Below are 25805 nucleotides of genomic sequence, written 5' to 3'. Positions count from 1 at the left end.
GACCGGCTCAAGCCGAGAGTTTTTGCACTATCAATTCCATGCGCAGATCCGGGTCCAGGCGAACATCGCCCAGGTCCCCCACCTCGATGACTGGCAGGGCGTGCGTAGTATTCACTGTGGCGGTTACGGTGCGATCGGGCAGGCCCAAGTTGCCGCGCAGCGTGCCAGCGGCATACTCAGTGGGATAGGCCCCGCGAGCCTGCAATGCCGGAATCAAGTGATTCACCAAATCGGCCAGCTCGTCCGCAAAGAGCCACGGCATGACGTTGAAGCCATCCACAGCACCGGAGCGGGCAAAGTCCAACAGCTGATCGGCAACGTGCGCGTAGGATCCAACAAACGCCCGCTCATCCCACACGGATTCCGGCAATTGCTCACGGATCCAGTCAGCCTTTTCGATGGCTTCTTCCCTCGTGGGAGCCACAATAAACGTTGCAGCCTGCATGATTTTCACATCATTGGCGCCACGTCCGGCCCTGAGGCTGCGGGCCACCACCTCTCGCCGAAAGGCCAATGCACCTTCAAGGCTCGCGGGCTCGGACACTATGACCTCCGCCAGCTCAGTTGCCGTGGCGAGGCTTTCTGCAGACTCTGCACCGTGGATCAGGACGGGACCGCCCCTTGGTTCGCTCCGGCGAAGTGCACCCATGCCAACACTGTATTTTTGGCCTTCATGTGCAAAGGCTCCCAACAGTTCCACCGGGCCCTGAGTTTCGAACCTGCTCCACGTTTGCCATTGGTGGCGCATGGACTCGATCAGGGCGTGGCGCCCACCTCCGCTCGGTGGGGCTTCGATAGTGTCCTCGAGGGCTTCCCCAAGCTCCTCCTCGAGGGCTTCCTCGCCGTAAATTGCCCCATCAGCAAGGACCTGCCACGCAGCGCGATCCTGTGAAATTCTGGTCAGCGAATCAAGTCGCCGGGTGAGGGATGCGGGATCGTCATAGTCCGGCGACGCTGCCGCAACCAGGCCAATATTTGTTGTCACGGCAGCCAAGGCAGCCAATAAAGTGCTCACATCATTGCTGCCAGCCGGGTCCGTGGCAGAGAGAGCACCGGGATCACCGCGCAGCCAATAGCGTTCATCCAACGTCAGCATGGAGAATAATCCACGTTCCGCCGTCTGGGCCAAAGTACGCAATTCCTCAAAACTCACATCGGCGCCGGGCCCCAACACCGTGACCCCTAACTGGAGGTGGCCTGCGGGAGTGAATGCGCTATGTGATGCATCGGTATTTGTCATGATGAACTTTTCTTCCTGGGCAGTGAAATCACAGGTACGCACCCTGAGCCATGTGGGGCTGTTGATGGCGTGCTTTCTTGAGAGTTTCACGAGCGCACCGGGCGTGCGTTGCACCCCGTAATATTGCGCCACTCAAGGACATATTTCCCTCATCATTACGGGCAGAGTTGCCCTGTTGTCATGACCTCGTGAGACGGGATGCGACGCGTTATGAATGCATGTATCTGCGCATTTCCTGGGTCTTGGAACTGCTGCGAAAGGTGCCGGATAGTTGCTTTTACCTCCGCAAAAACACCAACACTGCAGCAAAGGACATCATGAAAATAACCATCCCCCAATCAGTTCTGACCGTAACGGTTGCCGTCTCCGCACTTGTGGGCTTGGCCGCCTGCTCAGACCCGGGTGCCAGCACGGCGCAGATTCCGGTGAGCACCTCCGGCACCAAGACCTTTAACCTCACTCCGGATCAGGACAGGGTGGCCGTCACCAAGGACCCTGCGGCTGCCGCTCTGGTCCCCGCGGCCATCAAAAAAGACGGAAAGCTCACCGTTGCCGTGACGCTGGGCGCAGCACCCTTGGGTCTGTACGCCACGGACAATGTGACCCCCATCGGCAATGAGGTGGACATTGCCGTAGCGCTGGCACAGTCGCTGGGATTGGAAGCCGAGATCGTCCCCACGGCATGGGCTGATTGGCCCTTAGGTGTTGCTTCTGGAAAATACGAGGCGGCCATCACGAACGTGACTGTCACTGAAGAACGCAAAGTCAAGTTTGATTTCGCCAGCTACCGGGAGGACAAGCTGGGTTTCTACGCCAAGAGCGACTCCCCCATCACCAAGGTCGGCGCCGCCGCCGATGTGGCGGGCAAAAGGATCATTGTCGGATCAGGAACCAATCAGGAGGCCATCCTCTTGGCCTGGAACAAGGAGAATGTGGCTAAGGGACTGGACCCGGTGGATTTCCAATACTACGACGACGATTCCGCGTCCTCGCTAGCTCTGCTGGCTGGCCGTGCGGACCTAACCTTTGGGCCGAATCCCACCGGCGCGTACAAGGCCGCCGCCGACGGCAAGACGAAACTTCTCGGCACTGTCGATGGCGGCTGGCCGCTCCAAGCGAGTATCGCCGTCACCACCGAAAAGGGGAATGGCTTTGCCGTCGCCGCGCAGGCCGGCATCAACCATCTGATCGCCGAGGGCAGCTACGCCAGGATCCTTGACATCTGGGGGCTCTCCAGTGAAGCCGTCAAGCACTCCGAGCTGAACCCACCCGGCCTGCCCGCCAGCTGAGTTCCGCGCTTGGAGCACGACGGCGGGAGGTGAGCTAAAGAAATTCAGCTCACCTCCCGCCGTCGTACTTTTCCTTGGAAACGCGCCATTTGTAGCGTTACTTAGAGTTGCTGTGCGGCTACTGCCAGTTGCAGGGAAACTTCCGTCGCCGTGGTGTTGCCGCCCTGCTCTGGCCGCTCAGGTACGGGCAGGCCGAGGTGCTCGCGCAAAGTGCTGCCGGCGTACTCCGTGGGGTAGACACCGCGGGCCTGCAGCTCGGGTACCAGGTGGTTGACGATGTCATCCAGGCCGGTGGGAACAAGCCACGGCGAGATGTTGAAACCGTCCACCGCACCGCTCTTGGCATAACGTGCCAGCGTGTCCGCGATGTCGGTGTACGAGCCCGTGAACGTCGCATCGACACGGCTGGTCTTACCGGACACAAACTCCCGGATGGACTGCCCCTTGTCCTTACTTTCGGCACGCCATTGATCCGCCAACTGGCGGGCCTTGGCACCGTGAAAGCCACTCCCCCTGGTTTCAGAGGTTTCCACCACCACGGGGTCGATCTCGGGTAGCGGACCGTCGGGATCGTACTCGGAAAGCTCCCTGCCCCAGAACTGCTCCAGATAGGCAATGGCCTGTTGCGGGCCAATCTGCAGGCTGCGTACCCAGGCCTTCTTGTCCACGGCTTCCTGTGCCGTGGCGGCGAGAATGAACTCGCTGGCAGGCATGATTTGGACGTCGTTGGGACCACGGCCGGCCTTCACTGTTCGGGCAACAATGTCGCGACGGAAGTCCAGTGCCGGCTCATAGGCAGGATGAGCGGAAAAGATGACGTCGGCCTGGCGCGCGGCAAAGTCGCGGCCTTCCGGTGAATCCCCGGCTTGGAACAGCACTGGACGGTACTGGGCGCTGCGTGGCAGCCGAGGCGCATACTCCACGGTGTAGTGCTGGCCCGTGTGGCTGACTTCCCGGATCGATCCCGGAGCCGACCATGTTGCAGCAGTCTCAGATTCGGCAATGGCGGCCTCCTCCCAACTGTCCCAGATCCGCTTGGCCGTCTCAACGAAGGCTTCGGCATGGCGGTAGCGGTCAGCGTGCTCGAGGTATCCGCCGCGCCGGAAGTTCTCACCCGTCCAGGCGTTATCCGTGGTGACCACGTTCCAGGCCGCCCGGCCGCCGGAGAGCAGATCCAGGCTGGAGAACCGGTGCGCCAGATGGGCCGGATCGTTGTAGGTGGTGTTTTGCGTGGCGACCAAACCAATCTTGTCCGTCACGGCCGCCAAGGCCGCCAACATGGTCTGCGCATCCGGACGCCCCGCCACATCCAAGGAGTGGGGCCTGCCCAGGTGTTCACGCAGCCGCAGGCCCTCGCCTAGGAAGAACGCTGCGAAGAGCCCTCGCTCCGCGGTCTGGGCCAGATGCCGGAAGGAGTCAAAGTCGGTTTGGGAGCCGGATTCGGCTGCTTTCCAGACGGTGCCGGAATTCACTCCCTGGAAAAAGACGCCAAATTGCAGTTGCCCGCTCGGTACAAAACCGTTGCCGATCTCGCTGTTCTTGCTCATGATTTCTCCCTAAAAGTCAACGGATTGCTTCTCAACGGCTGCGTAGCGACTGGCCGGATGGTCCAGTCCGAGCAGGTCCCGGAAGGTGGCATCGGTAGTGGTGGGTGCCAGTACGCCCCGGCGGCGCAGGACCGGAAGCACCAATCTGGCCAGTTCATCTAGATCAACGTCCAGAACGGCCGGGTGCAGCCGAACTCCGTGGGCGGTTGCCAGAATCTCCGTCAAAACCTCCACCAGGCCCTGCGCATTACCGGTGTACCGGGCGCCACTGCTGTGCCACGGTGTGTGAGAATCCAGCTCCGCAATCCGCTCAGCCGCGCTCTGACCGCGGGCATCGAGCACCACATCGAGTTCGGCGATGACGGCAACCCGGCCCGCGAACAGCCCGCGGATGCGCGTGACCTCGGCAGCCAGCTCGCTCACCTCACGTGCCCGCACCAGCACGGCGTCAATTCCAGAATCGGGGCCACCTACGTTCAAGCCTCCATCTTCGAGACCGTTGCCACCGATCAGACGCAGCGGTGCAAGCACGGGGAGCTGCCCCTGCAGGGGGCGGGGAATGATGGCCGGACCCTTCACGGAGTAGCCCGTTCCCGGGAAATCGGGGCCGGTTTCAAAATCTGCGTAGTGCAGCTTGTCCACGTCGAGGTAGCGCCCGGACTCGACGTCGCGGATCACGGCGTCGTCCTCCCAGCTGTCCCACAGCCTGCGGGCCACCTCCACCGAGGCGGCAGACTCTGCAGCCAGTGCCGCACCCTCCACCTTGGCCCGTCCGACGGCGGCCCCCTCTCGTTCTGTGCCGCTGGCCGCCACAAGCCAGCCTGCTCGACCACCCGAGACGTAATCGAGACTGGCCAGTTGGGTGGCCACGTGGAAAGGCTCGGTAAACACGGTGTCCACTTCGGGGACCAGGATGATGCTGTGTGTCAGCGGTGCGGCGAACGCGGCCCGTTGCACGGCGTCGAGCCGGCCAGCGACATCGTGCCCGGCATGGCCTTCTTGGCCAGCCACCAATGGCCCATCGGAAAAGGTTGCTATCTGAAACCCTGCCGATTCGGCGGCCAGTACCGTGGCGCGGATCCGCTCACCGGTCAAGAGTTCGGCAGGTGTATGGCGGGCGGCCCGCCACGCAGCCGGGTGCGCTCCGTCGCCGTCGAGCTCAAGGGCTAGGAAACCGGGTAGGGAATTTTCTGTGGAGCTCATTGGGCGGCCTCTCGTTCAAAAGGGATTTTCTCGCCGGCGGTGATGGCCACCGGAAGGTGGTTCTCGGCGGGTGGTAGGGGGCAGGTGGCCAGGTCTGTGTAGGCGCACGGCAGGTTCACGGACCGGTTGAAATCGAGCGTTGTGGTCCCACCTTGCTCGGGGGCGGTGAATGTCAGTGTCCGGTTGGCCGCATACGTGCTGATTCCTGAGGTTTCATCTGTGAAGAGCACTTGGAACGTGCCCGGAGCTGAACCGTTGAAGGCTGTCAAGGCCAGCTCCGCGCCGTCGAGCTTGAAGGTCACTTTCCCGGGTGCCTGATAAACGTGGCTAATTCCTTCCACGGCGGCGCTCACAGTGGTTTCGCGCGGCTGGCGGAACGGCACGTACTGTGCCGCCACCACCAGGGACTTGGTAGGGACGAACGCCGGGGTGCCCTGATAGTTGCGGAGCAAGGCGTTGCTCGGATTCCGCGGCCGCAGGATGTATTCGCCGCCTCGCTTGGCCAGCTCCAACACACTATTCCTATGGCCTAAGTTGATGCCGTCTCGTTCCTCGATGGGTCCAAAGACCAGCTCTCCCTCGGCATTCAGGTTCTCCGTCGTATTCAGTTCGACGCCGTCGCGCAGCAGGCTCTCGCCGGCACCCAAGGTGACATGAACGGCGTCGTCCGCGAGCCGCCACGTGCCCGGGGCACCTGCGAGCGCTGCTGCTTCTGTGGTGATCCAGTGCAGATCGGTGACTGCCAGGAATCCGTGCGGATCGCGGCGGAGGCTCTCGTGGGCTTCGTGCCACTGTGTCCACGCGGATTCAAAGGGGGTTTGGCTGCTTGCTGGCTGGTTGGTATCAGCGGGTGCTGCTGTGGACATGATGACTCCTCTGCGTGCGGTGATCTTCGGCGATGACTTCTAATCGTGGAAATCTCATTTGGTGGCGCCGGTGTAGTTGGATTCATTGACCGTTTCGGAGGCCGTCAAGGCTTCTTCGCTGAGGCCCCAGCGGTTCAGAACCTTGGCATAGCTGCCGTCCTTGATGACCTCGTTCAGGGCGTCGGTGATGACCGGGGCCAGTCCGTTGTCCTTGAGCGTGGTGGCCGCGACCAAGGTTTCATTGGGCCAGCCGGCGTTGACCTTACCCACAATCTTCAAGTCGTCACGAGTGTTGGCACGGTAGACAGCTGAAGGGTAGGGCGTGATGTTGACGTCGGTGCGCCCGGAGCCCAGGGCCAGAATGGTGTCGGCATCCGATGAGTAGTACTGCAACTGGGCCGGAGCCTTGCCCGCGGCTTCGAGTTCCTTATTCCAGGCGAGCAGGATCTTTTCTTGGTTGGTGCCCGATCCCACGGAGATCCTGAGTCCGGAGATATCCGCTGAGCTCTTGATGTCATAGCTGGAGGTGCTCTTGGCTTCGAAGCCCATAAAGGCGGCACGGTAGGTGGAGAAGTCAAAGAGTTTCACCCGGTCTGCATTGATGCCCACATTGGAGAACACCACCTCAAGGTCTCCGGATTGAGTCTTCAGGGGCCAGTTCTCCCAGGCAGTAACCTGCACGTCGAGTTCGAGGCCCAATTTGTCGGCCACGAGCTGCGCCAGGTCCAGTTCGGAACCAATGGGCGTCTTGTTATCGGTGGCATGGAAGCTCAGCGGCACGGAACCGGCGGTGGTGCCCACAGTGAGCTTGCCGTCCTCGGCGATCGCCGCCGGTACCTTGGCAGCCAGGGCCGGATCCTTCTGGGCACGGATGCGGTTCTGCTCCGGCGAACTGTTGTACACCACACCGTTGGCGGCAGCGGTTTCCTGCCCGGCCACGGCGGCTTGCGCCCCTGGATCGGAGCAGCCTGTCAGCACGGCCATGCCAGCAAGGACGACGGCGGGGAGCACGGCGAGGGTGCGAAGTCGGGGGTTCCGGAGTGCGGGAGGCTGTGACATGGGAATGGTCCTTAGATGTTAAACGCTGGTTCGATGATTTTGGAGAAGAAGCTTTTGGTGCGCTGCTGCTGTGGATTGGCGAAGATGTCCGCAGGAGGGCCGCTTTCCACAATCTGGCCCTGGTCCATGAACACCACCGTGTCCGCCACATCGCGAGCGAAGCCCATCTCATGCGTGACGATGATTAACGTGGTGCCGGAGGTGGCGAGCTCCCGGATAACGTCGAGGACCTCGTTGACCAATTCCGGGTCGAGTGCGGAGGTGGGCTCGTCAAAGAGCAGGATCTTCGGGTCTAGGGCCAGCGCCCGGGCAATGGCTACGCGTTGCTGCTGGCCCCCTGAAAGTTGGCGTGGATAGGCGTCCGCTTTGTCTTTCAGGCCCACTCGCCCCAGTAATTCCAGACCACGACGGCGAGCCTCGGCCTTGGTTTTTCCCTGCGCCACCACGGGGGCTTCACTCACATTTTCCAGTGCCGTGAGGTGGCCAAAGAGGTTGAAATTCTGAAACACCATCCCGATCTCGGTCCGTTGTTTGAGGATTTCCTTTTCTCGAAGCTCGTGCAGAGTGTTGCCACGCTTCTTGTAACCCACTACGTTGCCGTCAATGGCGACGTAGCCGGAATCCACCTTCTCCAGATGGTTGATGGTGCGCAGCAGTGTGGACTTGCCCGAACCCGACGGGCCAAGGATGGCTGTTACGGCTCCGGGTTCCACTGTCAGGGAAACACCCTTGAGCACGTGCAGTGTGCCGAAGCTTTTGTGGACGTCAGTGATTTCTACCAGGCCCCTTGTATCGCTGAGCGTGGGTATCGTTTCGGTGATGGTCATGACAGATCCTTGGCGGTGGTGCGGAGGGAGAAGAACTTCCGGGCTTTTTGCAACGGCGTCAGCGGCAGTGTCCGCACCGCCCCCTTCGCATAGTGGCGTTCAATGTAGTACTGGAAAACACTCAACACAGAGGTGATCACGATGTACCAGAGCGTGGCCACGAGCAACAGCGGCAGGACCTGTTGGGTGCGGTTGTAAATGACTTGCACGGTGTAGAACAGTTCCGAGTAGGCAAGGACGTACACAATGGAGGTGCCCTTGACCAAGCCAATAATCTCGTTGAACGCCGTGGGCAGAATGGAGCGCATGGCTTGGGGCAACACGATGCGGGTGGATCGACGCCAGGCAGGAATACCCAATGCCGCCGCTGCCTCAATTTGGCCCTGATCCACCGAGAGAATGCCGCCGCGAATGATCTCCGCGGAATAGGCGGCCTGGTTGAGGGTCAGGCCCAGAATGGCCGCAGCGAATTGGCTAACCAACGTTGTGGTTTGGACCTCAAAAAACGTCACACTTGTGAAGGGGATGCCCAGGCTGATCTTTTCGTACAGATAACCCAAGTTGTACCAGAGCAGCATCTGCACCAACAGCGGGGTGGAACGGAAAATCCAGGAGAACGTCCACGACACCGACGCCAACAGCGGGGACGCGGAAAGCCTCATCAGCGCCAAAATGAAGCCCAGGATGAAACCCAGCGCTCCGGCAATAACCGTCAACTTAAGAGTTTCACCCAGACCCCGGATGACGGACTCCGCGGTAAACCACTGCGCCACCACATCCCATTCCCACCGGGGGTTGGTGATCAGCGACCACAAAATAGCCGCGACACCCAGTGCCACCACGACGGTGCCGACCCAGCGCCACGGGTGTTTAGCGGCGACGATGCGGTACCCCGAATAGTCGGCCACGGCGCGTTGCTGGGCCGATGCGGGCTCCGGCGCCTCGGTGGCCGACGGCGCCCCGGACTCCGGGGCCTGGGTGGCCGACGGCGCCCCGGACTCCGGGGCCTGGGTGGCCGACGGGGCCAGCTTGGTAGGTGCGGTGCTCATTGCGCCACCTCGATTCTTTCATCGTGATTGTTGTGCTTCGATGGCTGCAAATCTAGGCGGATTTCGGAACCGCTTCCAAAGCCTTCGTTGCACGGCTTCATGATGGGACGCAGAGCGTCATGTGTCGTTGCGTGAACTGGAAATGACGCCCCATGAACGGCGGTGAAGTGACATGACCGCACCCTTTTTTCGGCCCTGTGCGGCGCCCTAACATGGGCACATCACCCATTCGCTAGAGCTGCTCCACGGGCTTCCGTGCAGCACCGGCCAGGAGTCCCTATGTCTCGCCACGACCACAGCCTCGTCTTCATCGGCGGCGGCCCGCGCACAGCCGGAGTGCTGGAACGTCTCGGCGCCAACGCGCCGGAGCTCCTCCCGACCGCCGTGGACATCCACGTCGTGGAACCGTTCACGGCCGGCTCCGGACGGATCTGGCGCTTTGATCAAGACCCCGGACTCATGCTCAATTCCATGGCCGGGGACGTGACCATGTTTACGGACGCCTCCGTGGCGTGCGCAGGCCCCGCCGTCGACGGACCGGATCTCGCCCAATGGGCGGCCGCGCTGACCGCCGGCACCCTCGATGACGCCCCGCTGCTTCATGCTCATCTGGCGGAACAGGCAGCAACCCTGACGCGCGCATCCTTCCCGACCCGGCAGCTGCACAGCGCCTACCTCGAGTGGTTCTTCCGCCGCGCCGTTGCCACCTTGGCACCGCAGGCCACCGTGACCGTCCACCGGGACACCGCTCTCGAGGTGACGGCCGCCAAGGAAGGCATTCATACTGTCCGCCTTGCCGGCGGAACAGTGTTGGCCGCGAGCGCCGTCGTCCTTGCCTTAGGTCATACTGATGCCACGGTGCACGGCCCCTCGGCGCACTTTGCCGACTTTGCCGCCCGCCACGGCCGCTTTCATGCCGCCCCGGCGTACACCACCGATGTGGACTATTCCGCGCTTGATCCTGGGCAGGACGTGATTGTTTCCGGCATGGGCTTGGCATTCGTGGACCTCGTGGTCTTGCTCATGGAGGGCCGCGGCGGTCGCTTCCGTAAGAGGGACGACGGCGAACTTGACTATGTGCCATCCGGCCACGAGCCGAGGCTGTGGGCAGGCTCGCGGCGCGGTGTGCCGTTCCATTCGAAAATCTCCGCCACCTTGCGGGGCACGGCACCCGGGGCGGCACAGTTCTTCACGGCCGAGGCGGTCCAGCGGCTCCTGGCCGACCACAGCGAACTCGATTTCCGCACCCAGCTGTGGCCTCTCATCGCCAAGGACACGGCGCACTCGTACTATCAGGAGCTGTTCAGCGGCAGCCCGGAGCGCGTGAGCATGGACTGGTCCGAGTTCTCCGATGCTTTGGCCGGCCTTGATTGGTATAGCCCCGAACGGAGCACCCTCGTCAGCTCCGCCGTGCCGGATCCCGCGCTCCACCTCGACTTTGAGCGGCTGGACCATCCCCTCGACGGGTTCATCTACGGCACTCCCGGTGAGGTTGCCGACGCCGTCGTCGATCATATTGCCGAGGATCTGCGGCGCCGGGACAGCGAGGAGCACCCCGAAACCCTTGCACTGTTCCTGGGATTGCTGCGGGCGTATATGGATGTCGCCTCGCTGGTTCCGGCCGAACGGCTGAGTGCCGGATCTCATGCCGCGGTGCATGGTTGGTGGCATGGCTTCTTTAGTTTTGTGGATTCCGGCCCGCCACCGCACCGTTTGCGGCAACTCCTGGCCATCCACCGGGCCGGGCTGTTGGAGTTCCTCGGCCCCAATCTGCAGGTGACTGCGGAAGAGTCCAGCGGCTTGTTTCGAGCCACGGCCGCGCAGGGCGCCACGACAGTTATGGCCGCGGCATTCATCGAGGCCCGCCTACCTGCACCCACTGTGGCCCACTCGGCCAACCCACTCCTGTCGTCGCTCCACAGCAGCGGCGGTGGCGCGGAGCAACATTTGCTGACCGCCGACGGTACAGTGTCCACGGGCAGATTATTGGTGAGCGATTCCCATCAGGTGGTGGGGTCACGGGATGAGGCGACGGAGTCTCTTTTCGCCGTCGGACCCGGCACCTCGGCCTGGGGCTCCGGGGCGTTTGCCCGCCCAAATAGCAACGCGGCTCCCTTTCGAGAGAACGATGCGCTCGCCCGACTGCTTCTGCTCACGTTGACCCAGCGCTCCACATTGACAGCTTTTTCCGGAAGGACACTCTCATGAACTCACCCTTAGACACCACGGAACTCACGGTGCTGTCACTGCCCCTCAACGACGATCGGGTGCGCCCACTCCTGGATGAGCTGGCCGTGGAATACGAACACCGGTACGCCGACTTGTTCGGGGCAGGAAACGCCGAAGCCGAGCTCAACAGGTACCCAGCCGAAGAATTTGAAGCCCCAGATGGTGCCCTGCTGATCATTCAGGAAAATGGTGTGTCGATTGCCGGTGGCGCCTTCCGCCGCTACTCTCCCGACACCGCCGAATTCAAACGCATCTGGACCCATTCACAGCATCGCCGCCGCGGTTTAGCACGCCGCGTCATGGCCGAGCTCGAGGCTAAGGCCGTCGAGCTCGGCTACCGGCGCGTGTATCTGACCACGGGGCCACGTCAGCCCGAGGCCAGGGGCCTGTACCTGAGCACCAACTACACGGCCCTGTTCGATCTCGAGGCGCCGGCGGAGAGTTTGCCGTTCCTCGCGTTCAGCAAAGATCTCGCCGGAAAGTGATGCGGCGTCGCGCAAAAACCGCCGGAAAATGATGCCGCGTCGCGGAAAAACCGCCGGAAAGTGATGCGGCGTCAGGAGGCGGCGCGGTCCATGCGCTGGCTGATGACTGCGGAGACGCCGTCGCCCCTCATCGAGACGCCGTACAACGCGTCAGCAACCTCCATGGTGCGCTTCTGGTGCGTGATGATAATGAGCTGGCTGGACTCGCGCAGTTCCTCAAAAAGGGTGATGAGCCGGCCCAAGTTGGTGTCATCGAGCGCCGCCTCCACCTCATCCATGACATAGAACGGCGAGGGTCTGGCCTTGAAAATGGCCACCAGCAGCGCCACGGCAGTCAGCGAGCGCTCCCCACCCGAGAGCAGGGACAGGCGTTTAATCTTCTTCCCGGCGGGCCGGGCCTCAACCTCAATGCCCGTGGTCAGCATGTTCTCCGGATCAGTCAGCACCAGCCGCCCTTCACCGCCAGGGAACAGCCTGGAAAAGACCTGTTCGAACTGCACGGCAGTGTCCGTGTAGGCGGCAGTGAACACTTCTTCCACCCGCTGGTCCACTTCCTTGATGATGTCCAGCAAGTCCTTACGGCTGGATTTCAGATCCTCCAACTGCGAGGACAGGAACTGGTGGCGTTCCTCCAGGGCTGCGAATTCCTCCAGCGCCAAGGGGTTGACCTTTCCCAGGGCAGCAAGATCGCGTTCGGCCCGTTTGAGCCGTTTCTCCTGCTCCTCGCGCACAAACGGGGTGCCCTCACGGATTTCGTTGCCGTCATCATCGACGCGCACGTGCAGCGCGGCCCACTTGTCCGTGACCTCACCCGGGCCGAGCGGAACCAGCGTGTCAGGACCGTATTCCTTGAGCAGGTGATCCACGCTTAGGCCCAGTTCCTCGATCGACTTGTTTTCCAACGTTTCGATCCGCAGCTTCTGGGCCGCACGGGCCAGCTCGTCCTTGTGCACGGAATCGGTCAGCCGGGCCCGCTCCTTCTCGGCCTCCACCGTGGCGCTGCGGACAGCCATCAGCTCCACCTCACGCGTAGCCCGTTGCTCCTCCGCCTCGTCCCGCACGTGCTCAGCCAGCTCAATGGACTCCTGGACCAGCGCCAGAACCTGCTGGGTTGCGGCGACCACGGCGGCAGCCTTCCTGGCTTGGAACTGCCGGCGCGCAGCACGCTGCGCCTCTTGCTCCCGCGCCGTGCGCTCCGTGGCGGCTGCCCGTTCCAGCGCCGCTGCGCGGTTGCGTGTGGCATTGAGCGAATCCTCGGTGCTGCGCAATTGCAGCCGAGTCTCCAACTCCACTGAGCGGGCGGCCGTGGCTGCCGCGGCCAGGGCATCGCGCTCATCCATGGAAGGCTCGACGTCGGCCGGGGCCTCTTGCGCCGCAGCCAACCGTGCCGCCACCTCTTCCAAGGCCTCTTGTTCACGCTCCAGATTGGCGGTTGCGCCCTGCACTGCCTGCGCATGGCGATCGGACTCCCCCGCCGCCGAGCGCAATGTGGCCCCCAACAATCCAAGCCGTTCGGCCACTGCTGCCAGCCGGGCGTCGGATTCGTTGAGCGCCGCCAAGGCATCTGCCTCAGCCTGCGCCAAAGCACCACGTCGTCCCTGCAGGCCCGCGAGCGCAAAGCGTGTCTGTTCCCCGCGTGCCACCGCCTTGGCCAGCGCCGCTTCTGTCTCATCGACTGTTGCTTGCAATTCCAATAACGACGGCGCCATGGCAGATCCGCCTTGCACCAACCACTGGGTGAAGACATCCCCGGCAACGGTCACTGCCGTCAGCGATGCGTCGTGGGCCAAGACGTCTTGGGCTGCTGCCATATCCGGAACCAGCACCACGCCGGCCAGCAGCGCATCGAGGGTCCGGTCCAGTTCGGGCGGACCGCTTACCTGGGCTCGTGCCAGAACAGCCCCGGCAACGCTCTGTGCGGCTACCGCAGCAGCCTGCGTCAGGGCGGCCCGATTCAGCGTGGCCTGCTTCGATGCAGTTTGTTCATCACCCGAGTCTGAGTCGGCCCCAGGCCCGGCACCACCTGTGGCGTCGGTGAGGACCAAGGTGACGCGGCCGCCGTCGTGCTTCTTGACGAGCTCAAGGGCAGCCAGCGCGGCGTTCAAACCTGTGACCCCAACGCCCTCGGCCGCGGCGTTCAGGGCTGCGGCAAGGGCAGTCTCGTAGCTGGGCACCACGGCAATGAGCTGTGCCATGGATGCCAGGACACCCTCCGGCCTGGCCTCGAGCAGCTGGGCGCTGGCATCCTTGCGCAGCAGCCCGACGGCGAGAGCGTCGCGGCGGGCTGTCAGGGAATCGCGTTCCCGCTCGGCAGCCACCTGCTCACGCGTCAGGGCGGCAATCTGCTCATCTATGGTGGCGAGGGCGGCGGCGGCAGTTTCGTAGTCCGCGTCGAGGCGCTCCTCGCCCTGCTCCACCCCGGCTACTTGAGACTCGAGGGCTGCAAACTCTTGTGCCGCGGTATTGTGCCGCTCGGCACCGGCTGCCTTGCTGTGGTGCAGGCGGCCAATCTCGGCTTCGGCCGATTCCACGCGGGAGCGGGCAGCTGCAACCTTTCCGGCCAGTTTCGCCAAACCTTCTCGGCGATCGGCGGCGGCGCGCAACTGCTCACGAACCCGCTGTTCCTCGGCCCGGACGGCGCCTTCGGCATCAGCCTTGATCTCCATGGCAGTTTCCAGGCCATAGCGGCGTTCCTCAAGGGCCAGGTCCAGCTCGGCTTCTTCCTGGCGCAGCCGTGCAGCCTGTTCGGCCAAGCGGTCAGGATCGCGGCTGGGATCCGGCGCGGCTTTCGTTGCCCCGAGGTGACGGCGGCGCTCCGTGGCCAGTACGCCCAAGGCCTTGAACTGATCGCGGGTGGCTGAGAGCTGGTACCAGTTATCCCGTGCCGCGTTCAGTACGGGAGTGGCAGCCGCTGCTTGTTGCTCCAAGGCTGCTTGGTGCGCGCGGGCACTTTGCAGTTCACGTTCCACGTGTTCGCGGCGGTTTTTTAGCGCTAGCTCTGCGGCTTCGTCGCGTTCCACTGCCTGGGTCAGCGTGACAATGCTGTCCGCGAGCAGGCGTGCCCGGGCATCGCGAACGTCGAATTGCACGCCTTGGGCGCGTCGAGCTACGGCGGCCTGCTTGCCCAAGGGTGTCAGCTGGCGGCGGATCTCGCCCGTCAGATCTGTGAGCCTGGCCAGGTTGGCACCCATGGCGTCCAGCTTGCGCAGGGTCTTTTCCTTGCGGCGGCGGTGCTTGAGGATTCCTGCAGCTTCTTCAATGAAGCCGCGGCGGTCCTCGGGCGTGGCATGCAGGACCTTGTCCAGCTGGCCCTGCCCCACAATGACATGCATCTCACGGCCCAGGCCCGAATCGGAGAGGAGTTCCTGGATGTCCAGCAGCCGGCAGCTGGTTCCGTTGATGGCGTACTCGGAGCCGCCGGCCCGGAATAAGGTGCGGGAAATGGTGACTTCGGCATAATCGATCGGCAGGGCGCCGTCGGAATTGTCAATAGTGAGGGCAACGTGTGCACGGCCCAGGGGTGGCCGACCGGAGGTGCCAGCGAAGATCACATCCTCCATTTTGCCGCCACGCAGCGTCTTGGCGCCCTGCTCCCCCATGACCCAGGCCAGCGCGTCCACCACGTTGGACTTACCGGAACCGTTGGGGCCAACAACAGCTGTCACACCGGGTTCAAAGTCAAAGGTGGTGGCCGAGGCGAAGGACTTGAATCCACGCACGGTAAGACTTTTTAGATGCAAACTGTTTTCTTCTCCCGCGCCGGACCATTTCTCACAAGCCAATCTACCGTGAATTTCCACATCCCACAGGGCCTCCCGCACCGTGCGCACACCACGCAGGCACCCTGTAGGCGCTGTGTATGCACCGAGGCGCATGTGCGGGAACACCCCTTATAGGTGCATAGTTAAGCGTGGGCCTTGATGTGTTCAGGCGGCCGTCGACGGCTGGCAGTGCACCATTGAGGGCCACGTCACTGGTTTTCCGGTGCCATCAAACACCTCAATACCCCAAGAAAAAGGCTGGAACTTGATCGGCAACGCTACGTTTCGTCACCACAACACTTCCTTGCTCGCTGTTTCGAGCATTGAGGCTCCGGTGGTGGTCAAGTCCAGTGACTTTGACGCCCGCCTGGCCCCGAGCCTGAAACGTCTGCGCCTGTCCAAGCGATTGCTGGAACGTGTGGCCGGTGTTGAGGAACGCCGCTGGTGGGCCCCCGGAACTGATTTTGACGACGCCGCCATTGAAGCAGGCGCCAAGGCCCTGGCCGAATCCGGCATTGAGGCCAGCCAGGTGGGTTTGCTGATTAACACCTCCGTGACCCGCCGCAACCTTGAACCCTCGGTTGCCGTGAAGGTTCACAGCGGACTGGGCTTGCCGTCCTCCGCCATGAACTTCGATGTGGCCAACGCCTGCCTGGGCTTTGTCAACGGCATGACCCTGGCCGCGAACATGATTGATTCCGGCCAGATCAAGTACGCCCTGATTGTGGCTGGCGAGGACGCCCAAGCAACGCAGGAAACCACCTTCAAGCGCTTGAACGCCGAGACGTCCACCCGCGAAGATTACTTGAAGGAATTCGCCACCCTGACACTGGGCTCCGGGGCCGCAGCAGCCGTGATGGGCCCGTCCGATCTGCACCCGGAAGGCCACCGCATTGTGGGCGGTGTTTCGCGTGCTGCCACTCAACACCATGAACTGTGCGTTGGCGGACCCGATGGCATGTTTACCGACACCAAGGGCCTGCTGGACAACGGCCTGGAACTTGTCACCGACGCCTGGCACGAGGCTCACACCGACGGCTGGGACTGGCGTTCCATGGACCGCTACGTCACCCACCAGGTCTCCAACTCGTACACGAACGCCATTATCAAGGCCGTGAACCTCATCAAGGGCCGCGTCCCCATCACGTTCCCCAAGTGGGGCAATGTTGGTCCCGCGTCCCTGCCCATGACCCTGGCGCAGGAATCCCAGAGCCTGAACCGTGGCGACCGCGTGCTGTGCATGGGTGTTGGCTCCGGCTTGAACACTGCCATGATGGAAATTGCGTGGTAGCAGTGGCTTCTGAACAAACTGCGGTTCCGCAGCCCGTGTCAGCTGCTGTGTCTGCTGCTGTGTCCCAGCCGTGGCCCGGAGTGGAAGCGCACTGGCGCCAGGTTCGCAGTGTTCCTTCCACCGCCTCCGTTGATCCCGAGGGCGCCAGCCGGCAGTGGCACTATCTGGACAACGAGGCCGATGTACTGGCCACCGGGTTAGAACCCCGGGGCACCTTGTTGTGCGTGCATGGCAATCCCACATGGAGCTACCTGTGGCGCACCCTGCTCGCCGGGGCCACGTCCCCTGAAACTCTGGCAACCGGCGGCCCGTGGCGCGTCATCGCCGTGGATCAGCTGGACATGGGCTTCTCCGAGCGCACGGGCACCTTCCGCCGCCTCGAGGACCGCATCACCGATCTCTCCGACTTCACCGCCGAGCTGGGCCTCAGTGGTCCCGTTGTCAGCGTGGGGCACGACTGGGGCGGACTCATCTCCCTCGGTTGGGCCGCCCGCCACAAGGATCAGCTGGCCGCCGTCGTACTGACAAACACAGCTGTTCACCCGGCCGGATTCGCACTTCCCCCGGCCCTGACCTTGGCCCTGCATCCCGCTGTTCACAAATGGGGTACGACGACGTCTTCCGCCTTTTTGCGCATCACGCACGGTTTGGCGCAGCCCACCTTGGCCAACGAGGTCCGGGACGCCTTCATGGCCCCGTATCAAACCATCGCCCGCCGAGCTGGTGTAGGCAACTTTGTGGCCGATATTCCGGCCACCCCGGCGCACCCGTCGTGGGCTGCACTTGATGCGGTCTCCACTGACATCAGCGCTCTGGATGTTCCGGCGCTGATGCTGTGGGGCCCCAAGGATCCTGTCTTCTCCGACAGGTACCTGCGGGATCTTTTGACCCGGCTGCCACAGGCCCAAGTGCACCGCTTTGAAGGTGCCAGCCATTTGGTTCAAGAGGACCGCGACATCGCCACGCCAGCCTTCGCTTGGCTCGCGGATCACCTTGCCGGATCCGATGCCGACGCTACTGCTGATCTGACTGCCGGTACGCCTGCTTCTGCCGCTGCTGCTTCAGCTGATGTTGGCGCGTACGTCTCGATGCTTGCCGAAGTTGATGCCCGGCGCTCGGACGCCTCCACGGCCGTGGTGGACATGCTGCCCGGCGGAGGCACCCGTGCCCTGACCTGGGCCCAGCTGTCCCGCGACGTGGACGATCTCGCCGCAGGGCTGCGTGAATTCGGCGTCAAGGCCGGAGACCGCGTCAACCTGCTGGTGCCACCCGGTATCAATCTGACCACCCTGATCTATGCCTGCTTGCGTTTAGGGGCCGTCATTGTGGTGGCCGATGCCGGATTGGGCACCAAGGGACTGGGCCGTGCCATCAAGGGAGCCGGACCGGACTTCCTCATTGGCATTGAACGCGCTTTGGCTGGTGCGCGGCTCTACAACTGGCCCGGCATCCGGATCGCTGCCGAAGACTTCACAGGCTCCACCGCCGCTGTGAAGAAGCCCCTGCTTAACGTTGCCGCGACTGTGCCGCAATTGATGGCCAACGGTCGCGTCACCCGCCTGGCTGGTTACCCCACTGCTTTTACAGCTCCCGAGCCAGATGCTGATGCAGCCGTGCTGTTCACCTCTGGTTCCACCGGCCCGGCCAAGGGAGTGGTGTACACGCACCGCCGTCTGGCCGCCATGCGCGACACCCTCAAGGAAAGCTACAACCTGGCGGCCGGAACAGCCCTCGTGGCCGGGTTCGCTCCGTTTGCCCTGCTCGGCCCGGCGCTGGGCGCCACCACTGTCACTCCCGACATGGATGTCACCTCCCCGCGTACCCTGACCGCCAAGGCCCTCGCTGAGGCTGCCGCCGCCATCAATGCAACAGTTGTGTTCGCCTCCCCCGCGGCGCTCGTCAACGTGGTGGCGACCGCTGACGAACTCTCACCCGAGCTGAAAAAGGTGATGGCCGGCGTCGAACTTCTCCTCTCTGCTGGCGCCCCTTTGGGACACACGCTACTCACCAAGGTCCAGGACTTGGCTGTCAACGCCGCCCTGCACACCCCTTACGGCATGACGGAAGCGCTGCCCATCACTGACATTGATCTGCCGGGCATCCTTGCCGCCGGTGTGGGAAATGGCGTGTGTGTTGGGACTGCAGTGGACGGTGCCACGGTGTCGATCGCGCCCATCACGGCCGCGGGACTGGTGCTGGAATCGACGACTGCGGCCAATGTCACCGGTGAGATTTTGGTCAGCGCCCCACATGTGAAGGACCGCTACGACCGCCTATGGATCACCGAACAGCACAGCGTGTCCATTCCAGGCTGGCACCGCACCGGCGATGTGGGGCATCTGGACACTGAGGGCCGGCTGTGGGTTGAGGGCCGGATGGAGCACATTCTGACCACGTCTGCTGGCGTCAAGACACCTGTTGCGCCCGAGCAGGCCATCGAGACGGTGGCTGGCGTTGCGCGTGCTGCGGTTGTTGGCGTTGGCCCGATGGGGACGCAGGCTGCTGTTGCAATCATCGAGACCATTCCTGCTGTCAAGCGTCCGGGGCTGGCTCCTGCTGCGCTGGCCGCTGCGGTTCGGGCTGCATCGCTCTCGGTGGACTTGCCGCTTGCCGCCGTCCTCACCCTTGACGCCATGCCCACCGATGTGCGGCACAATTCCAAGATCGACAGAGCCAAGCTGTCACGCTGGGCTGCGCGCATGCTAGCTGGGGAGAAAGCCGGACAGCCGTGAGTACTGAGGGTTCGGGGTTAGGTTCTGACTCGGGTTTCGGCTCAACGCCTGGGGCTGACCCCGGGTCCGGTTCTGGCTCAACGGCTGGAGCTGGGCAACGAAAGGTGCTGGTCACCGGCACCAGCGGCATGCTGGGCCGGGCCGTGGCGCAACTGCTGCACGATCGCGGTTACTTTGTCCGGAGCTTGCAGCGCCGTCCCGTTCAGGCTCCGTGGGAATCTCTCCAGGGATCCATTGTGGATCCCGATGTTGCGGCCCACGCCGTGGCAGGGATGGACGCCGTGGTGCATTTGGCGGCGAAGGTTTCCTTCACCGGCGAGTGGACCGACTTTGTCTCCACGAACATTGTGGGCACTCGCCAGCTCATCAGCGCCTCCCAGCATGAGGGACTGCGAGATTTTGTGTTTGTGTCCTCACCGTCTGTGGCGCATTTTGGCGCCTCCATTGTGGGTGCTCCCGCTGGCACCGCGAATCCGGATTTAGCCCGCGGACACTACGCCCGGTCCAAGGCGGCCGCCGAAGAGATCGCACTGTCCGAGGACTCACCCGAGTTCCGCGTGACGGCGATCCGCCCGCACGTGGTGTGGGGCCCCGGCGATACGCAGTTGGTGGAACGCGTGGTGGAGCGTGCCCGCGCCGGCCGCCTTCCCCTTCTTGATGGCGGGCGTGCGCTCATTGACACCACGTATGTGGGCAATGCTGCCGAAGCCATTGTTCGCGGACTCGAACGCATGGATCAGGCCCACGGACAGGCGCTCGTGGTCACGAATGGCGAGCCTCGTGCCGTGGGCGAGCTGATTGCCGGAATCTGTGCGGCGGCTGGTGTGAAGGCACCCAGTTACTCTGTCCCCGGATGGCTGGCGCGTGGCGCCGGATCTGTCATTGAAAAGGCCTGGACGGCTGCGGGATCCCGCGGCTGGGTTCAAGATGAACCGCCCATGACCCGATTCTTGGCTGAACAGCTGTCCACAGCCCACTGGTTCGATCAACGGCACACCCAAGCCGTTCTGGATTGGACTCCCTCGGTGTCACTCGATGAGGGTTTGGCGCGGTTGGCGAAGCACTACCGGGGCTAAGCGGCGCCAGGAGAGTCACATTTCCGGCCCACACCGCAACCGGACGGTGGTTAGAAGGCTCACACCGCGACCGGACGGTGGTTAGAGGGCCCACACCGCAACCGGACGGTGGTTAGAAGGCTCACACCGCGACAGGACGGTGGTTAGATACCGTTAGCGCTTTTGTCTGTGTCCTCCAGCAGCTAACTACCGTCCAGGACCGGGAAAGTCGCTATCATCTAAGCTGCTGCGGCCGATGCGGCCCAATAAGCCCTGAGGATTCGTTCTTTGAGGGAATCCGGGTCATTGAGATGCGCCCATTTGATCCGAATAAACCGCCACCCTTGTTCGATCAGCTCATTCTCCCGTTCGCGCTCCTGAATGAGTGCTTGTTCGGCGGACAGCTGGAAGTCTAAGTACTTGATATTGCCATCAAATTCGAGGATGAGCCGAAGTTTTCGCCACATGAAGTCGACCCGGAAGCGTCCCAATCGTCCTTCAAGCCAGATCTGCATCTCCGGCTGCTCGATGGGAAGCTCTGCAATGATCAAACGTGTTCGGCTTTCCCCAGCAGATTCAGACAGGGCATTCATGGCAGCTATGGCTCGCCGGGCACGTTGCACGCCACGCCGTCCTGTTGCCGCAGCAAGGGCTTCTTCCAATTCCTCAAAAACAAGCCCTTTGTTCAGAGCAGAATCACCAATCACGACTGCCTGAGTCAAGGGCGCAATGGTGGCGCAGTCAAGCACTGTCTGACGGAGCGAGGTCAAGCGCACCATGCCCACTCCTCTGACATACAGCTCTTGGAACTCAGACTCTGAGGTATCAAGTTTGTGCAACACAACATCGGCAGGAAGCGTCGATGCAGACGTGTTGTACCCGGCGCTGAGGTGAATGAGCGGCGAACAGTTCCAGACATTAAGCCCATGCAGACGTGCAGCGCTGAAATGCGAATACACAGGCAAAGCTGTCGCCTGAACGAGGTGGCCCATGAGAGCAAGTTTGTCCTGAACCCAGAGAGGCTGATCCTGCCATTGGTGCATGGGGATGTAGACACCGCGCCGCATTCTATGGACGAGGCGATACCTGACCCCGGCTTCCAGTGCCCGCGTACTCAAGCCGAGCGCATTGAGCTGCCCAGTGGTTGCGACGATTTGCTGACTAGGCCATAAATTCGTGAAGAGACTCTCAGCGAGTTCTTTTTCCATGTCTCAGATTCTGCTCAGACTATCCTGGGCAAACAAGGCGAATATGAGCAAATGCCCCAATCTGTGGACAACGGACGCCTCCATCCGCATCAATGTCACAAATATTTTTTAGCACAGCAAGCGTTCTCGAGAGCAGCTTGGCGTCACGTCGATGGGGACATAGAGTTTCTAGTCAGCAATAGCGCCTTGAACGCGGAGGAATGTAGCGAGTTGTTCCCGCCCGGAGATTGAGGCGAAGGAGTAGCAATTGTACGTTGGCCGTTGCTCCGCCGCGTTGCGTAGAACCCCTCCGTAGCCAAGTCCGCGGACCTCACCGAGACGGGCATCGAGATACTGCACTTCTTCCTGAGTCCAGTGACGCCAATCGAAGCAGTACTCAAATGCCGTGATATTTTCTGCTGTCAGGGCCAGGTCGGTTTCATAGATGGCCAGGCCCAGGTCCACTGCTTTGTAATTGGCTTTTCGCGGCGAGAGATCCAGGCTCATGCGCTGGCACAACCCTTCGCAGCTCTTAGTATCAGCCCGTAGCGCTGCTTCCAGCCCTGGCTTTGACTGGGTGACACGCTCGGAGATGGCACCAAGTTGTTCCTCGTCGAGTGTTTGAGGGGCGCCCGGCATGGTGCATCCGGCCCCGGTAACAAGAATTAGCGGCAGCAACACCAGCCCAGTAATTCGCCGCAGAAGGATGCCCGTCTTCACCATTTTTTGTCCAGTAGCACTGCAGTGGTCCTGGGTTGCTGAGGCTGATCCTAGGAAGTTGAGGCCGAACCTCGACGGCGGCGAAGGACCACCACGTATCTTGGGACCGGACACCGGCGCCACTGCCGTGCTGCACCCCGCCGAGTGACCGGGCAAGGGCCGGACGTACCAACGCATTCAACGCCACCCCAAGTGCCAACGGGCCAACCAGACACAGCAGAAAACTCATACTGTGCTGGCGGCCAGCTCCCCATTCGGCGTCAACTCAGCGCAACTGTTGGCACAGCGGGCAGAAGTGCGATCCGCGGTTCATGAAAGTCTCCCGCTTGATCAGGGTGCCGCAGCGCGGGCAGGGTTCTCCGTCGCGGCCGTAGGCGTTCAGTGAGCGGGAAAAGTACCCGGAGGCGCCGTTGACGTTCACATACAGTGAGTCAAAGCTGGTCCCACCGGCATCCAAAGCACGCGACATGACCTCACGAGCGGCATGAATGATCCGCTCGGTGTCTGGCCGGCGCATGGTTTCGGTGCGCCGGGCATAGTGCATCTTGGCAGCCCAGAGCGCCTCATCGGCATAGATGTTTCCGATGCCAGAGACAAAAGCCTGATCCAATAGCGCACGTTTAATCCCCGTCTTGCGAGCCCGGAACTTCTGATGGAGGGCTTCCATGTCGAAGTGCGGATCAAGCGGGTCCCGGCCAATATGAGCCGCTTCAGCGGGAATCGAAGCCGCATCACTCCTGCCGGCACCGCCGGGCAGTCCATCAGAGGTGGGGACAAGTGATGTTACGAAGAGTCCACCAAAGATTCGCTGGTCAACAAACCGCAATTCTTCCGGGGCGTCAGCTCGTTGGGAGAAGGAAAGGCGTACCTTGAGGTGTTTTTCGTGCGGCTGCTCCGGTGATTCCACCAGCAACTGCCCGCTCATGCCCAGATGAGCCACGAGCGCAGTGTGCGGCTCAGCAGAGGATGAAAGCTCATCCGACAGCGGCATCCACAGGAATTTACCGCGGCGGACCACGTCAAGCACGGTGGCGCCGATCAAGTTGCCGCGGAAGTCCTCAACACCCAACGCGTGGCGGCGGATGGAGCGGGGATCCGGAACGGAGACATCAATAATGCTCCGCCCGGCAACCCAACGTTCAAGGCCGCGGCGAACTACCTCAACTTCGGGCAGCTCAGGCATTATTCTGCGGTAGAAACGCCAGCGGCAGCCGTGCCGGAAAGTGAGCCGGCCGAAGCGGAAGAAGCGGCAGGCGAGCCGGAAGCTGCGGAGGCAACGGCGTCGGACGTGGCAGTGGCAGTGGCAGACGAGGCAGAAGTACTAGAGCCGGAGCCAAACTTCTTTTCCAGATCCACCCAAGCGGCAGCGGCGGCGGTCCGCTCGGCTTCCTTTTTGGAGGGCCCGGTGCCGGTGCTGTAGTGCTTGCCGCCAATGATCAAGCTGGCGGTGAAGGAACGGTTATGGTCGGGACCAACGCCGGTGATGTCGTAGACAATGGTGCCGAGGCGGCGGGCGGCGGCGATTTCCTGGATATTGGTTTTCCAGTCGGTGCCGGCGCCGAGCACGGCGGAATCGGCCAGCAGCGGGCCAACCAGTCGCATGACCAGTTGGCGGGCAACTTCAATGCCGTGGGTGAGGTAGGTGGCGCCAATGAGCGCTTCCATGGTGTCAGCCAGAATGGAGGATTTGTTGCGGCCCTTGGTGAGCCTCTCGCCCTGTCCGAGGTAGATGAATTCGCCGATCCCCAGCTCACGGCCGATGGAGGCCAAGGCGCGGGTGGAGACCACGGCGGAACGGCGCTTGGCCAGATCGCCTTCGGGCAGCAACGGGTTGTCGCGGTAGAGCGCGTCGGTGACGGAGAAGCCCAGAATGGAGTCGCCGAGGAACTCGAGACGCTCGTTCGTGGGGATGCCACCGTTTTCATAGGCGTAAGACCTATGTGTGAGGGCAAGACGAAGCGTCCCGGCATCAATACTGACACCGAGACGCTTCAACAGCAGTTTGTGTCCGTCCGTGAGTTCCGATGATGGAATTTCTGCGGACATGACACTCCTGCTAAATATTAAACAATCATTCGGACCTGTTGGCCGAACGGACGTCTTTAGACGTCAGCAACCTTACGGCCCTTGTATTCCAAGAACAGTGCGGTACCGGCTGAGTCGGTGACGACCTTGGCCTGGTGCGGCAAGCTGTAAACAACTTCGCCATTTTCAATGGTCTTTACCAGAGCAGGCGCGGTGGCCTTCCACTGGGAACGGCGTGCGCGCGTATTGGCACGGGACATCTTCCGCTTCGGAACAGCCACGGCAAACTCTTTTCTCTCGATAACTCACAGGCATGTGCCCATAAGTAAAACTTATTTGCTAGTTTTCTTCGCCGGTTAAGCCCTGTAGGGCAGCCCACCGAGAATCTAGGATCTCGTGATGGTGCCCCGGCTCATCCGCAAGGTGTATTCCGCATTCGGAACACAGACCCTCGCAGTCTTCCCGGCACACCGGCTGGAACGGCAGGGCGGTTACCACTGCGTCCCGCAACACCGGTTCAAGATCGATAGAATCGTGCTCGACCCAACGTTGCTGATCTTCTTCTTGTTCAAGGAATTCCGCGGACGGCTCCTCGTAGAAGAAAAGTTCTTGCACATCGACTTCAAGGTCATCCTCGAACGTCTCCAAGCAGCGGGAACACTCACCTGTCACTTCGACAAGTACGTTACCCGATACCAGAATACCTTCATGAACGGCCTCAAAACGGAGTTCCAGATCCAAATCGGATCCGGAAATCGCGCCAATGAGCGGAGTGCCAAAATCTTCCGGCACAGGTATACGCTCTTCGAACTTCCACATGCTGCCCGGGCTGCGCCCAAGCTCCCTCACACTGACGTTGAGGGGCGTGCCATGGTTGGACTTTTTGCCCAACGTGGTTTCGCTAATGAGAACTCCTGTAAGAACATATGACCGACGCACCATCTTAGCCCGAAAGCTCCCGGGCATCAAAATGAGCGGTACCAGACCAAATTGGCCTTATTCAGTCTACGACAGCAATGGCCTTTGCGACGAACCGCAATGCGTGATGTAACTCTCAAGCCGCATTTTTCGCATGTATTTTCTGTCTTGAGCCCGTATCTGCGCGGTTTTCACGCTTAAGCACGACGCCGGATGGCCGACTCGTGCGCCTTCCGTTGGCTCCTGCATGTGTGGTGTGTGGTGACGAAAGGGCCCGCTTTATGCCGTATTTCTCATGCGATACGGCCGCAAAGTGGGCATA

General features: G+C 62.0%; 20 protein-coding genes. 6 read left to right on the top strand and 14 right to left on the bottom strand.

The genetic code is table 11. The features are described 5' to 3' along the window. Positions 1-7: 7 nt before the first annotated feature. On the bottom strand, positions 8-1354 hold the full coding sequence (locus CXQ93_RS06285) for an LLM class flavin-dependent oxidoreductase (RefSeq protein ID WP_104109563.1): 1347 nt from the start codon (positions 1352-1354) through the stop codon (positions 8-10). A gap of 203 nt (positions 1355-1557) precedes the next feature. Between CXQ93_RS06285 and CXQ93_RS06280 the strand changes: the two genes are divergently transcribed. Continuing rightward, positions 1558-2529: an ABC transporter substrate-binding protein gene (locus tag CXQ93_RS06280; RefSeq protein WP_104109765.1), complete on the top strand. Its 972-nt coding sequence runs from the start codon at positions 1558-1560 to the stop codon at positions 2527-2529. Positions 2530-2630: 101 nt separating this feature from the next. On the opposite strand, the gene CXQ93_RS06275 is transcribed toward CXQ93_RS06280, so the two are convergent. From CXQ93_RS06275 to CXQ93_RS06250, 6 genes are read right to left on the bottom strand one after another with little or no spacing between them, the layout of a single operon-like run. Then, on the bottom strand, positions 2631-4076 hold the full coding sequence (locus tag CXQ93_RS06275; RefSeq protein WP_104109562.1) for an NtaA/DmoA family FMN-dependent monooxygenase: 1446 nt from the start codon (positions 4074-4076) through the stop codon (positions 2631-2633). A 9-nt stretch (positions 4077-4085) separates the two neighbouring features. Next, on the bottom strand, positions 4086-5279 hold the full coding sequence (locus CXQ93_RS06270; RefSeq protein ID WP_104109561.1) for an LLM class flavin-dependent oxidoreductase: 1194 nt from the start codon (positions 5277-5279) through the stop codon (positions 4086-4088). Beyond that, complete coding sequence (locus tag CXQ93_RS06265) at positions 5276-6145, bottom strand: DUF1684 domain-containing protein (protein WP_104109560.1); 870 nt, start codon at positions 6143-6145, stop codon at positions 5276-5278. The genes CXQ93_RS06270 and CXQ93_RS06265 overlap by 4 nt, the downstream gene beginning before the upstream one ends. Positions 6146-6199: 54 nt before the next feature. Continuing rightward, positions 6200-7204 (bottom strand): ABC transporter substrate-binding protein, encoded by a 1005-nt coding sequence (locus tag CXQ93_RS06260; RefSeq protein ID WP_104109559.1) that lies wholly within the window; start codon positions 7202-7204, stop codon positions 6200-6202. 11 nt (positions 7205-7215) lie between these two features. Next, positions 7216-8031 carry an amino acid ABC transporter ATP-binding protein gene (locus CXQ93_RS06255; protein ID WP_104109558.1) on the bottom strand — a complete coding sequence of 272 codons (816 nt, stop codon included), beginning with the start codon at positions 8029-8031 and terminating at the stop codon, positions 7216-7218. Beyond that, complete coding sequence (locus CXQ93_RS06250) at positions 8028-9080, bottom strand: amino acid ABC transporter permease (RefSeq protein ID WP_181036069.1); 1053 nt, start codon at positions 9078-9080, stop codon at positions 8028-8030. Before CXQ93_RS06250 ends, CXQ93_RS06255 begins: the two co-directional genes overlap by 4 nt. A gap of 279 nt (positions 9081-9359) precedes the next feature. Here CXQ93_RS06250 and CXQ93_RS06245 point away from each other — a divergent pair, with 279 nt between their 5' ends. Both CXQ93_RS06245 and CXQ93_RS06240 read left to right on the top strand, forming a co-directional pair. After that, a complete protein-coding gene (locus CXQ93_RS06245; RefSeq protein WP_104109556.1) occupies positions 9360-11288 on the top strand; it encodes an FAD/NAD(P)-binding protein in 1929 nt (642 codons plus the stop codon). Beyond that, the gene (locus tag CXQ93_RS06240) at positions 11285-11794 is read left to right on the top strand and encodes a GNAT family N-acetyltransferase (protein WP_104109555.1); all 510 of its coding nucleotides are present in this window, start codon (positions 11285-11287) and stop codon (positions 11792-11794) included. The genes CXQ93_RS06245 and CXQ93_RS06240 overlap by 4 nt, the downstream gene beginning before the upstream one ends. A gap of 71 nt (positions 11795-11865) precedes the next feature. On the opposite strand, the gene smc is transcribed toward CXQ93_RS06240, so the two are convergent. Then, a complete protein-coding gene (smc, locus tag CXQ93_RS06235) occupies positions 11866-15534 on the bottom strand; it encodes a chromosome segregation protein SMC (protein ID WP_181036068.1) in 3669 nt (1222 codons plus the stop codon). A 286-nt stretch (positions 15535-15820) separates the two neighbouring features. On the opposite strand from smc, the gene CXQ93_RS06230 reads away from it, so the two are divergent. The 3 genes from CXQ93_RS06230 (at position 15821) to CXQ93_RS06220 (ending at position 20654) form a co-directional block, all read left to right on the top strand. Continuing rightward, entirely contained in the window at positions 15821-16846 is a 1026-nt protein-coding gene (locus CXQ93_RS06230) for a 3-oxoacyl-ACP synthase III (RefSeq protein WP_104109553.1), read from the top strand. Positions 16847-16848: 2 nt separating this feature from the next. After that, positions 16849-19578, top strand: coding sequence for an alpha/beta fold hydrolase (locus CXQ93_RS06225; RefSeq protein WP_258068636.1), 2730 nt, complete (start codon positions 16849-16851; stop codon positions 19576-19578). Between the two features lie 104 nt (positions 19579-19682). Beyond that, positions 19683-20654, top strand: a complete 972-nt coding sequence (locus CXQ93_RS06220; RefSeq protein ID WP_258068673.1) for an NAD(P)-dependent oxidoreductase — start codon at positions 19683-19685, stop codon at positions 20652-20654. 218 nt (positions 20655-20872) lie between these two features. On the opposite strand, the gene CXQ93_RS06215 is transcribed toward CXQ93_RS06220, so the two are convergent. From CXQ93_RS06215 to CXQ93_RS06190, 6 genes are all read right to left on the bottom strand, one after another. After that, on the bottom strand, positions 20873-21841 hold the full coding sequence (locus tag CXQ93_RS06215; RefSeq protein ID WP_146073175.1) for a DUF559 domain-containing protein: 969 nt from the start codon (positions 21839-21841) through the stop codon (positions 20873-20875). 168 nt (positions 21842-22009) lie between these two features. Beyond that, positions 22010-22543, bottom strand: coding sequence for a hypothetical protein (locus CXQ93_RS06210; RefSeq protein ID WP_104109551.1), 534 nt, complete (start codon positions 22541-22543; stop codon positions 22010-22012). 262 nt (positions 22544-22805) lie between these two features. Beyond that, positions 22806-23723, bottom strand: a complete 918-nt coding sequence (gene mutM / locus CXQ93_RS06205; protein WP_104109550.1) for a bifunctional DNA-formamidopyrimidine glycosylase/DNA-(apurinic or apyrimidinic site) lyase — start codon at positions 23721-23723, stop codon at positions 22806-22808. After that, complete coding sequence (gene rnc, locus CXQ93_RS06200) at positions 23723-24586, bottom strand: ribonuclease III (RefSeq protein ID WP_104109549.1); 864 nt, start codon at positions 24584-24586, stop codon at positions 23723-23725. The genes mutM and rnc overlap by 1 nt, the downstream gene beginning before the upstream one ends. A 56-nt stretch (positions 24587-24642) precedes the next feature. Then, positions 24643-24846 (bottom strand): 50S ribosomal protein L32, encoded by a 204-nt coding sequence (rpmF, locus tag CXQ93_RS06195; RefSeq protein ID WP_054011667.1) that lies wholly within the window; start codon positions 24844-24846, stop codon positions 24643-24645. Positions 24847-24904: 58 nt separating this feature from the next. Next, positions 24905-25384, bottom strand: coding sequence for a DUF177 domain-containing protein (locus CXQ93_RS06190; RefSeq protein WP_256939770.1), 480 nt, complete (start codon positions 25382-25384; stop codon positions 24905-24907). Positions 25385-25805 lie beyond the last annotated feature (421 nt).

The sequence above is a fragment of the Arthrobacter sp. N199823 genome, from assembly GCF_002929705.1.
GTDB lineage: Bacteria > Actinomycetota > Actinomycetes > Actinomycetales > Micrococcaceae > Specibacter.
The sequence above is the reverse complement of the archived record's forward strand: the minus strand, read 5'-3'. Positions and strand labels throughout refer to the sequence as shown.